Source organism: Nocardia sp. NPDC059180, assembly GCF_042754945.1.
Classification (GTDB): domain Bacteria; phylum Actinomycetota; class Actinomycetes; order Mycobacteriales; family Mycobacteriaceae; genus Nocardia.
Genome location: NZ_JBHZBU010000003.1, coordinates 445,966 through 455,596, shown reverse-complemented (window position 1 = coordinate 455,596; position 9,631 = coordinate 445,966). Strand labels below are relative to the sequence as shown.

Below are 9,631 nucleotides of genomic sequence, written 5' to 3'. Positions count from 1 at the left end.
CGGTCAGCAGATGGACCAGCAGCAGGCTACGAGAGCGGCGATTGGTGGTACGGCGGCGCCCCGAAGAGCGAGTGGCAGTCATACGGGGGGCGGTTCACTCTCAGGGTCGATCCGGTCCGCCGGGTACCGGAGCCGACGGCGATTTCGCGCCGCGCGGCCTCACCCGAGCGTGTTTTGTTCGGACCTTATCGACGCCTTGACATGGCATGTTTTCCACGACTGGGAAGGCAATCGCCACCTCACCTCACCGCCCGAGCCGACAGCGACCGGCCTGCGCGGGGTTCGCGCCGACCGGCTACTCGAGCCACGCGGTGCTACGGGGCCTACTGGCACATCGTCAGTGCTTCACACACTTCGATCACAGGTCAGGGCGGCTTCGATGGCCAGGGTTTCGCCTGAGGCCTCGATGCGGACGTTGTCGCGGCCGAAGGCGTGCAGGAGCAGTTCGGCGGGTTCACCGCGAAGCACCACTTCGTCGGTATCGGCGCCGGCGCTGACACGGCGTCCGCCCGGGGCCTCGAGAACGACCGCCACGGGACAGTTGCGGTAGGACATGCGCGCGGTGCGGGTCACCAGCTTCCAGAGCTGGTCCTGGTCGGCCGCGGGCAGCTCACGGGGCTCCCATTCCTCCGCGGCACGGCGAACGTCCTCGTGGTGGATGAACATCTCGGACAGATTCACCACCGCATCGACCGGACGCAGCGGCGACCACCAGGGCGGTCCGCTGCGCACTTCGTCGATCAGTTCCGGAAACGGGCGTTGTGCGGCGTCGGCCTGCACCCGATCGAGATACCCGGCGAACCGTTTGATCAGGATGCCGGGCGCCGCGTCGGGGCGCCGCTCCCGAACCACCAGATGCGCGGCCAGATCTCGGACGGTCCATTCCCCGCACAACGTCGACGCGTCGGGCCCCGCTGCGATCATCGCGTCGGCCAGTGCCAGCCGTTCGCGTCGAGCCATGCTCATCTATCGACCCTAACACCGGCCGAGCAGCCGCCCTGACGGTCACCGACCGCTCCGGCGCACCGGCGCAGACCCCGCAAACCACCACCACACAGCCGATGCGGCGGCCCGGTCCGCCACCCTGCGGGAATAGCTCCGCACGCCCCCGCGTTCCTTTGGTTGCCATGTCCACCATATGGGTGGACGAGAGGAGGAGGGCATCGTGCAGTTCGGAATCTTCACCGTCGGGGACGTCACCGTCGATCCAACGACCGGCCGCGCCCCGAGCGAAGCGGAGCGGATCAAGGCCATGGTCGCGATCGCGCTGCGGGCCGAGGAGGTCGGGCTGGATGTCTTCGCCACCGGTGAGCATCACAATCCGCCGTTCGTGCCGTCATCGCCGACGACGATGCTCGGCTATGTGGCCGCCCGCACCCAGAATCTGCGGCTGTCCACCGCGACGACCCTGATCACCACCAATGATCCGGTGAAGATCGCCGAGGACTTCGCGATGCTGCAGCACCTGGCCGACGGCAGGGTGGATCTGATGCTCGGCCGCGGCAACACCGGCCCGGTGTACCCGTGGTTCGGCAAGGACATCCGCGACGGCATCCCGCTGGCCGTGGAGAACTATCACCTGTTGCGCAGGCTGTGGCGTGAACCCAAGGTCGATTGGCAGGGCAAGTTCCGTTCGCCGCTGCAGGGCTTCACCTCGACGCCCGCGCCACTGGATCAGACCCCTCCGTTCGTCTGGCACGGTTCGATCCGTTCGCCGGAGATCGCCGAGCAGGCCGCCTACTACGGTGACGGTTTCTTCCACAACAACATCTTCTGGAACAAGGAGCACACCGCCCAGATGGTGGCGCTGTACCGGCAGCGCTTCGAGCATTACGGCCACGGCGCCGCCGACCAGGCGATCGTCGGGCTCGGCGGGCAGGTGTTCATGGCCGAGACCGAGGCCGCGGCCAAGAAGTTCTTCCGCCCTTACTTCGACAACGCGCCCGTCTACGGGCACGGGCCGTCGATGGAGGAGTTCACCGAGTTGACCCCGTTGACCGTGGGCACGCCGGAGCAGGTGATCGAGCGGACGCTCGGGTTCGCCGACAATGTGGGTGATTACCAGCGTCAGCTGTTCCTGCTCGACCATGCCGGGCTTCCGCTCGAGGTGGTGCTCGAACAGATCGAGATCCTGGGCCGCGAGGTGGTTCCGACGCTGCGCAAGGAGTTCGAGACTCGACGTCCGGCGCATGTGCCCAGCGATCCGCCCACGCACGCGAGCCTGGTCGCGGCCGGGCCGCAGGCGCCGCACCGCCTGGTCGAACCTGCCCGTGAGCGTGTGCTCGCCGCAGCGAATGAGGAGTGAGGCGATGACACGTCGAGTTGTGGTGCTCACCGCGGGGCTGTCGCAGCCGTCGTCGAGCAGGCTGCTGGCCGATCAGCTGGCCGATGCCGTATCGGCGGCGGTGACCGCGCGCGGCGAAGCCGTCGAATTCGAGGTGGTCGAACTTCGTGATCTGGCCACCGAATTGGCGACGACCGTCATCACCGGCGGACTGCCGACACCGGCGGTCGCCGCGGTTCGGGAGCAGGTGTCGGCCGCCGATGGGGTCATCGCCGTGACGCCGGTATTCGCCGCGAGCTACAGCGGCCTGTTCAAAATGTTCATCGACGTCCTCGATCCGGAATCGCTCAACGGGATGCCGGTGCTGATCGCCGCCACCGCGGGCACGCCACGGCATTCGCTCGTGCTCGAGCACGCCATGCGACCGCTGTTCACTTATCTGCGGGCCGTCGTCGTGCCCACCGGAATCTTCGCCGCCACCGAAGATTTCGGTTCGCCGGGGCTCGGCGAGCGGGTGCACCGGGCCGCCGCGGAGTTCGCGACGTTGATCGTCGCCGAACAGACCGCGGTCGCGGGCTTCGTGCCGGACGAACCACGCAGGCAGCGTCACTCCGGCAACTCGCTCGCGACACCGACACCCTTCGCCCAGCTACTGGCAGGCCATACCGGACACACCGGGAACGGGCATTCCCGCGCATAACGCATAGGCGTCCACCGTCGGTTCCACACCGTCGGTGGACGCCTCGCGTAGCGGCGACCGAGAGCCCGCATCTACCCATACGCTCGTAGAACTGCCTCGGACGTCGTAGATTCGAGGCAATACGCGAAGCGAAGGGGTTGCCATGGCGGGCAAGCGCACGATCCTCACCGCGGGGTTGCGGCGGCTGTCGGTGCTGCTGTCGGAGATGCGCGAGCAGGCGAATCTGACCAAGGAGGAGGTCAGCGCCAAGACCGGTATCAACGTCACCACGCTGTACCGGATCGAACGCGCGCAGGCACGGCCGCAGCGGCGCACCCTGCTGACGATGCTGGACCTGTACGGCATCGACGATCAGCGGCGCGAGGACGCGCTGGAATTGCTGACCGACGCGCAGAAGCCGGGAATGTCACGGCCGTACGAGGCCAGTCTCACCGAAGTCTATGCGGCGTATATCAATTTCGAGTCCGTGGCGCTGTCGGCGCGGCACTACCAGACCTCGTATGTGCCCGGTCTGCTGCAAACCGAGCAGTACGCGCTGGCGGTGATCGATACGTCGATGCCGAAGGTCGACGCCGCGATCATGGAGCGCAGGGCGCGCGCCCGGATGGACCGCGCGGCGGTGCTGACCAAGGACGAACCGCTGGAACTGTGGGTGGTGCTGGACGAGGCCGCGATCCGGCGCGTCGTCGGCGGACCGGAGATCATGCGCGGACAGCTGCATCGACTGCTGGAAGAAGTGCTGAAAAAGAATGTGATCCTGCAGATCCTGCCGTTCGACGCGGGCGCCCATCCGGGGATGGCAGGCGCGTTCACCCTGCTGGACTTCCATGATCCCGCCGACCCGGAACTGGTGTACGTGGAGAGCATCTCCGGCGACGCGCTGATCGAGGGACATAACGAGATCCGGCGATTCGGCGTCATATTCGACCAGCTGCGCGCCATGGCGCTGAGCCCGCGCGATTCCGCCGCACTCATTTCCGAGGCCGCGAGCAACTTGAGCTAACGCCTGCTGGCGCGGCGGTAGCCGATGGCCGCCGGGATCGCGAACACCACGATCGTGCCCACCGACCAGGCCAGCGTCGCCAGCAGCGGCTCACGAACCGGCCCGCCGAGCGACAGCCCGCGCATGGCGTTGATGGCATGGCTCATCGGCTGATGCTCGACGATCGGGCGCGCCCACCCCGGATACGCGGCCAAGGGCACGAAACCGGTGCTGAAGAACATCATCATCGACGAACCCAATGAAATCGCCTCGACCACGGCTGCTCTCGCCCCGAACACCGCGACCGTGGTCACCGCGGTCGCGAATGCCAGCCCGAACAACAACGGCACCATCAGCAGCGCCACCGCCGCAGCGATTCCCTGTTCGAACCGGAAACCGAGCACCACACCCACTGCGAAAAGCACCACCGTGCAGGTCAGGATGCGCACACCCTCGGCAACGATCCGCGCCGCCAACCCGGAGGCGCGATGCACCGGAAGTACCCAGAACCGCGCAAGCAGACCGGCGTCGCGTTCCCGGCCGAGGGTGATCGCACCGGCCAGCGAACCCGACATCACCCCGACCAGCGCCACCATCGGCACCGAACCGTAGAGCGCGCTGGCACCGGAGAACGCGGTGATCTGCTTGCCGAGGACGGTCTGCAGCATCACCAGCAGCAGGGCCGGGAACAGCAACGACTGCATGAGCGTCAGCGGGTCGCGCCACCAGCGCAGCAAGAGTCGTTTGGCTTGGATGAGGGTTTGCGGCACCACCCGGCGCAGGGTCTCGGTCGTGCCGGTGACCGCGGGCAGCTCATGCACTCGTTCGGGTTCGGGTGTCGCGGTGGTCATCGCCTGCGCACCGATTCCGCCACGGCCAGGCTGCCGAACACCAGCATCAGCCCGAATACCCAGGCGAGCGCCGGACCCATGATCGGCCAGTCCACCGCACCCGCGTTGCCGGTCGAGTCGCCTGCGAGCGCGCGCAGGGCGTCGATGAACCGGGAGATCGGCTGATAGGTCGCGAAACCCTGGATCCAGGACGGGAATTGGTCGGCCGGGGCGAACCCGGTCGACACCATGCCGAGGATCAGTTGCGGCAGCACCAGGAACTGGGTGGTCGCCTCGGGATTGCGCGTCAACCGGCCCAACCAGTCCGCGCCCAGCGCGAACGCGGCCGCGATCAGCAACGACAACGCGAGAAACCCCGCGGTGTGCCACCAGCTGCCGTAGAACCGGAATCCGATCACCGTGCCGCACACCACCGCCGCGGCCAGCGACACCGCGGTGCGGAACAGCGCCGCGGACATGCGTGCGGCCAGCGGCGCGGTCGCGGCGATCGGCATCGAACCGAACCGCGTGTCCAAGCCGTCGCGGGCGTCGGTGGCGGCCCGCAGGGCGGCCGAGCCCGCACAGAACGCCACCGACTGCATCACGATCATCGGCATCAGGAACTGCGCGTAACTACTGAGCCCGTGACCGTAGAAGCTCATCACCATGTTCAGCGGAACGTAGAAACCCAGCGTGAACACCGTCGGGGCCAGCACGGCGGTCAGCAGTTCGCCATTACGCCAGGACGGCCGGACCAGCCGGCAAGTGAGCACCCACCACTGCCGTGCGATGCCCGCGTGCACCGCGACCCGGCGACCGACCGGCGCGCTCACCACCTCGGACCTGAACTCGACACCTGCTCATCGTCCTCCGATCGGCGGCGCGAGACCACCACATCGCGGTCACGGCGTGGGGCGCTACTCGGCGGTGCGTGTGAAAGCCCACACCAAGTGGCCGACCGCGGGGCATCGCGGGGCGAGCAACGAGCTCCGGAGCCAACTGCCGTCAGCACGAAATCGACCTCTGCCCAGCGGTTTCGACCACGAAGGCGCTCGATATGCCGGATGTTTCGCCAGCCCGTTCACGAAGGTGACGAGACAAGTTCGGATCGGTAACGTATCCGTCGATGAACAGCATGGAAGCCCGGTTGGGTGAGGCGGCGCGGACGGTACCGCTCCCGCACCCGTGGGACCTGAACGCCTACCTCGCTCAGGTGGCCGCCTACCGGAGCAGGCCGCTGTCGCTGCAGCCCGTGCACCGGTCGGTGCTGGCCGATATCGGTTGCGGCGGTAACGGGTTGTGGATCGCGCGCAAATACGACGACATCATCGTCTACGACGCGGCGGCGTCCGGCCGCAACACCGAGCACATCGTGTTGCACGCCGTCGGCCATATGCTGCTCGGACACGGCGATCTCGACGCACCCGCGGCGGAACTGTCCCCCACATTGGCCTCGGTGCTGTCGTCGATGTCGCCCGGATCGGTCGCTCATGTGCTCGGCCGCGACGATTTCGGCGACGAACGCGAACGCGACGCCGGCGTCTTCGCGGAGATGACCATGGTCTACGCGACCCTGCCGCGCCGCAAACAACGCTCGTTCCGCCTGTTCGGTCGCGGTCGCTGAGGCCTGCCGCGCCCGCTCACCACTCCCCTGCGGCGTCGGGCAGTCTGCGGTTGCCGACCCGCAATTCCACGATGAGGTCCTGATAGGTGTCGGCGACTTCGTGTAACCGCACCCAGGCGTCGTAGTAGACCGTGTCCGGCGCATGCGCCGATGCCACGAAGGCGTGCACGGTCAGCTGCGCCATCCGGTCGACGATATTGCCGACCGTTTCGGTGTGCATCCGCGCCGTTCCGTGCGGTATCGGCGTCGCAAGCGTCACCCAGCGGTCGATCGCGCGGACCAGCTGCCCACGCCGCCGATCCACCTTCGCCAGGGCGCTGACCGGGGTGCGCTCGCGCAGCTCGTGCAGCTGGGTCAGCTCACCGGCGGCGTCCAGCATCGGGTGATCGGCGTGCGGCAGACCGCGGCACGCGGCGAGCACCAGCTCCTTGCTCGGAATCACCGGTACCACCTCGCCCTCGCGCGTCCCCGGCGCACTAGGGACCGAGGCTCCGACTGTCGCCGCCGCCTCGGACTCGGTGCACCGTTCACCCCGATAGCGTCCACCACTTCCCGGCAGCCGTCACCGTTTTCCGCAACTCTCGGTGTCACCGATCGGCGAGCTGCCCGAATCGCCTGTTTTCGGCAGCGGATTCAGGCCGAAACGCGCGAGGCCGAACCGGCGAGATAGTCCGGTCCGCCGACGTAGGTGGTGGTGCCGGACTCCGCGGTACTCGAAGCGGCAGCCGCCACCGCGGCGGCGAATTCACCGATCGTCGGCAGCTCGGCGTGATCACGGCGCGCCGAGACCGCATCCGGGTCCCGCCGTTCCAGCAGCCGCACGATGATGGTGCCGTCGATCATGTCGCCGGACACGATGAGCACCCGGATATCGCGCTCGGCCAGTTCCGGGATCATCGCGCGCAAGGCGTCCTCGCCGGCGCGTTTGCTAGCCGCGATGGGCTCGTAGTCGGCAGGCACCGGCTTGCGTCCGTGAAAGTGCGCCTGATGGCTGGTGACGAAGACGATGCGGGAGCCGGCGGGCATATGCGGCAAGGCCAGCCACACCAACCGCACCTGCGCGTCGCGGTTGATCGTCATCGCGTAATCCGGTGCGGCGCCGCGTTCGAGCCCGCCCGACGCGTTGAGCACCAGCACGTCCAGCTGCCCGTGCCGCTCGATCACCGCGTCGATCAGGGTCTGCGTCGAGGCTTCGTCGCAGATATCGGCGCCCGCGATGGACGCGGCGCCGCCGGTCGCGATGATCTCGGTCGCCAGCGTCTCGGCGCGTTTGCGCTTCTCGCGGTAGTTGATGACGACATGGTCGCCGCCTGCCGCGAGCACCCGCGCCGTTTCGGCGCCGATGCCGCGCGAGGCGCCCGTGATCACGACCGTGCGCTGCGCTCCCTTCGCTTCCGATGCCGCCTTCGCCTCGGATTCGCCCATCCGGCACGCCTTCCCGTCCATACCCGGCACAATGCTTCTGATTTAGAATCACTATGGTGGTTCTAAATGAGAAGCGCAAGTGAGGCGACGCCGTCGCGCGGACAGCACGATCCGGCCCACGCGCCGATGCTGGCGGCCATGGATCTACTCGGACAGCGCTGGGTGCTGCGCGTGATCTGGGAACTGGAACCGGGCAGGCTCGGCTTCCTGGAGCTGCGCCGACGCATGGGCAACTGCTCGTCGAGCATGTTGTCGACGCGCTTACAGCACCTGCAGACCGCGGGCCTGGTCACCAAGAACGCCGATAAGACCTACGAACTCACCCCGGCGGGCACCGATCTCGGCGAGGCGCTCGAACCGCTGTGGACCTGGTCGCAGCACTGGACACCAACGGCGACCGACTCGCCGGGCGAACCATAGCGCCGCCCGGCGAGTTCACCGGATCACTTGAGGCGAATGCTGGAGAAGTGCGCCGTCTTCGGCGTCGGCGCCGCCGTCAGATACAGCGCGTCGGAGTCACCGAGGGAAGCACCGTTGCCGAATTCCAGCCCACGCAGACCCGGCACCGACAGCGGGGCGCCCGCGGTGTCGCGCACATAGTCGACGAACTCACCGGTGGTGTCGTCGTAGGCGAGGATGCGGCCCGCGCCACCGGTATTGCCGATCAGCAGCTTGCCACTGAGCGGACCGAAGGTAGACGGCGTGACGGTCACCGCCCACGGCGCGTTGAGCCTGCCACCGTCATCGAGGATGCGGACCAGGGTGCCGTCGGCGGCGAACTCGGCGACCTTGCCCTTGGCAGGCTTGTCCGCGTCGGCGCCCTCGGCCACCTGGCGTTCACCGACCGCGAACTCTTCGGGGTCATCGGAATCGGGCGTGGTCACCGCGTAGGAGACGAAGACCCGGTCACCGACGGTGCTGATGTTGAACGGCGCCGCATCGCCCGGCACCGCCTTGCGGCCGAGTTCCGGCTTATCGGCGTCGACCGCCTCGCCGGTGGCGAACGGGTTGGCGAATCCGGAGGTCGCCACCGGCTGCCAGTTCTTGTCGAAGGTGCGCACCTGCGGTTCGGCGCCGAAATCGGCGGCCAGCAGTGTGTCACCCGAGGGCGCCAGCGCGATACCGAAGAACGCCATTTTCTGCGCCGAACCGTCGAACACCAGGTTCGCCGGACCGTCATGACGGATGACGGCACCGTCGGGCGCCACATCGGTCCACGCGGAGATCCTGCCGGAATCGGTGGCGATGATGTTGCGGGCCGATCCGGTCAGCAGCAGTGGGGGTACGCCTTCGAACGGAACCGGCTGATCACGCACGACGAACAGGTCCGAATTCGGCGGCGCCGGGTTCGCCACGACGCCGGTCACGGTGCCCGCACTCTTGTCCGAGGTATCGGAATCGGCGCCGGGCACTGTCATCGCCGCGAAACCGTCCTGGGACAGGGTGCGCAGTTCGGGCTTCGCCGCCGAACGGACGTCACCGAGGAAACCGAAGGCCTTGCCGCCCGCACCGACCAGGAAGTGGCCGCCCGCCCGGTCGGCGAACCCCCACGCGTTCACCAGCTCGGACACCGTGACCGCGGCATGCGCGTCGGCGTCGCCCGCGGCAAGGGCGGTGAGTACATAACGGTTGTCGTCCAGCGCGAAGTCATCGGTCCCGGAATCGGCATCCGAGCAGGCGGCGGCGACCACGAGCGCGGCACCGAGTGCCGAAACGCGCAGCAGATTCTTGCGCGCGCGTGAGCGCCAGTTACCGGAATCGGCCCGGTGTCCGTACAGCATTCTTG

The 9,631-nt window shown here is 67.7% G+C and carries 11 protein-coding genes; 5 read left to right on the top strand and 6 right to left on the bottom strand.

Annotation, left to right across the window (positions count from 1 at the left end; translation table 11 throughout):
- Window positions 1-345 precede the first annotated feature (345 nt).
- Window positions 346-966, bottom strand: a complete 621-nt coding sequence (locus ACFXNW_RS12550) for a TIGR03085 family metal-binding protein (protein WP_379417758.1) — start codon at window positions 964-966, stop codon at window positions 346-348.
- 199 nt (window positions 967-1,165) lie between these two features.
- On the opposite strand from ACFXNW_RS12550, the gene ACFXNW_RS12545 reads away from it, so the two are divergent.
- From ACFXNW_RS12545 to ACFXNW_RS12535, 3 genes are all read left to right on the top strand, one after another.
- Window positions 1,166-2,305 carry an LLM class flavin-dependent oxidoreductase gene (locus ACFXNW_RS12545; protein ID WP_379417757.1) on the top strand — a complete coding sequence of 380 codons (1,140 nt, stop codon included), beginning with the start codon at window positions 1,166-1,168 and terminating at the stop codon, window positions 2,303-2,305.
- Between the two features lie 4 nt (window positions 2,306-2,309).
- Complete coding sequence (locus ACFXNW_RS12540) at window positions 2,310-2,984, top strand: FMN reductase (RefSeq protein ID WP_379417756.1); 675 nt, start codon at window positions 2,310-2,312, stop codon at window positions 2,982-2,984.
- Between the two features lie 142 nt (window positions 2,985-3,126).
- Window positions 3,127-3,987, top strand: a complete 861-nt coding sequence (locus tag ACFXNW_RS12535) for a helix-turn-helix transcriptional regulator (protein WP_379417755.1) — start codon at window positions 3,127-3,129, stop codon at window positions 3,985-3,987.
- Here ACFXNW_RS12535 and ACFXNW_RS12530 read toward each other — a convergent pair.
- A complete protein-coding gene (locus ACFXNW_RS12530; protein ID WP_379417754.1) occupies window positions 3,984-4,817 on the bottom strand; it encodes an ABC transporter permease in 834 nt (277 codons plus the stop codon). The two genes, ACFXNW_RS12535 and ACFXNW_RS12530, sit on opposite strands and share 4 nt — an antisense overlap.
- Window positions 4,814-5,629, bottom strand: coding sequence for an ABC transporter permease (locus ACFXNW_RS12525; RefSeq protein ID WP_379417753.1), 816 nt, complete (start codon window positions 5,627-5,629; stop codon window positions 4,814-4,816). The genes ACFXNW_RS12530 and ACFXNW_RS12525 overlap by 4 nt, the downstream gene beginning before the upstream one ends.
- Before the next feature lie 293 nt (window positions 5,630-5,922).
- Here ACFXNW_RS12525 and ACFXNW_RS12520 point away from each other — a divergent pair, with 293 nt between their 5' ends.
- Window positions 5,923-6,420 carry a hypothetical protein gene (locus ACFXNW_RS12520; RefSeq protein ID WP_379417752.1) on the top strand — a complete coding sequence of 166 codons (498 nt, stop codon included), beginning with the start codon at window positions 5,923-5,925 and terminating at the stop codon, window positions 6,418-6,420.
- A 16-nt stretch (window positions 6,421-6,436) separates the two neighbouring features.
- On the opposite strand, the gene ACFXNW_RS12515 is transcribed toward ACFXNW_RS12520, so the two are convergent.
- Together ACFXNW_RS12515 and ACFXNW_RS12510 are read right to left on the bottom strand one after the other, a co-directional pair.
- Entirely contained in the window at window positions 6,437-6,862 is a 426-nt protein-coding gene (locus ACFXNW_RS12515) for a DUF4254 domain-containing protein (protein ID WP_379417751.1), read from the bottom strand.
- Between the two features lie 191 nt (window positions 6,863-7,053).
- Entirely contained in the window at window positions 7,054-7,845 is a 792-nt protein-coding gene (locus tag ACFXNW_RS12510; RefSeq protein ID WP_379417750.1) for an SDR family oxidoreductase, read from the bottom strand.
- A 66-nt stretch (window positions 7,846-7,911) separates the two neighbouring features.
- On the opposite strand from ACFXNW_RS12510, the gene ACFXNW_RS12505 reads away from it, so the two are divergent.
- A complete protein-coding gene (locus tag ACFXNW_RS12505) occupies window positions 7,912-8,265 on the top strand; it encodes a winged helix-turn-helix transcriptional regulator (protein WP_379417749.1) in 354 nt (117 codons plus the stop codon).
- A gap of 23 nt (window positions 8,266-8,288) precedes the next feature.
- Here ACFXNW_RS12505 and ACFXNW_RS12500 read toward each other — a convergent pair whose 3' ends face one another.
- A complete protein-coding gene (locus tag ACFXNW_RS12500) occupies window positions 8,289-9,626 on the bottom strand; it encodes a TIGR03118 family protein (protein WP_379417748.1) in 1,338 nt (445 codons plus the stop codon).
- Between the last annotated feature and the right edge of the window lie 5 nt (window positions 9,627-9,631).

What these genes read in the sequence shown, in the direction of transcription:
- ACFXNW_RS12505 (WP_379417749.1), top strand. Translation starts at nt 7,912, where the DNA reads ATGAGAAGCGCAAGTGAGGCGACGCCGTCGCGCGGACAGCACGATCCG.
- ACFXNW_RS12500 (WP_379417748.1), bottom strand. Translation starts at nt 9,626, where the DNA reads ATGCTGTACGGACACCGGGCCGATTCCGGTAACTGGCGCTCACGCGCG.
- ACFXNW_RS12520 (WP_379417752.1), top strand. Translation starts at nt 5,923, where the DNA reads ATGAACAGCATGGAAGCCCGGTTGGGTGAGGCGGCGCGGACGGTACCG.
- ACFXNW_RS12540 (WP_379417756.1), top strand. Translation starts at nt 2,310, where the DNA reads ATGACACGTCGAGTTGTGGTGCTCACCGCGGGGCTGTCGCAGCCGTCG.
- ACFXNW_RS12530 (WP_379417754.1), bottom strand. Translation starts at nt 4,817, where the DNA reads ATGACCACCGCGACACCCGAACCCGAACGAGTGCATGAGCTGCCCGCG.
- ACFXNW_RS12510 (WP_379417750.1), bottom strand. Translation starts at nt 7,845, where the DNA reads ATGGGCGAATCCGAGGCGAAGGCGGCATCGGAAGCGAAGGGAGCGCAG.
- ACFXNW_RS12550 (WP_379417758.1), bottom strand. Translation starts at nt 966, where the DNA reads ATGAGCATGGCTCGACGCGAACGGCTGGCACTGGCCGACGCGATGATC.
- ACFXNW_RS12535 (WP_379417755.1), top strand. Translation starts at nt 3,127, where the DNA reads ATGGCGGGCAAGCGCACGATCCTCACCGCGGGGTTGCGGCGGCTGTCG.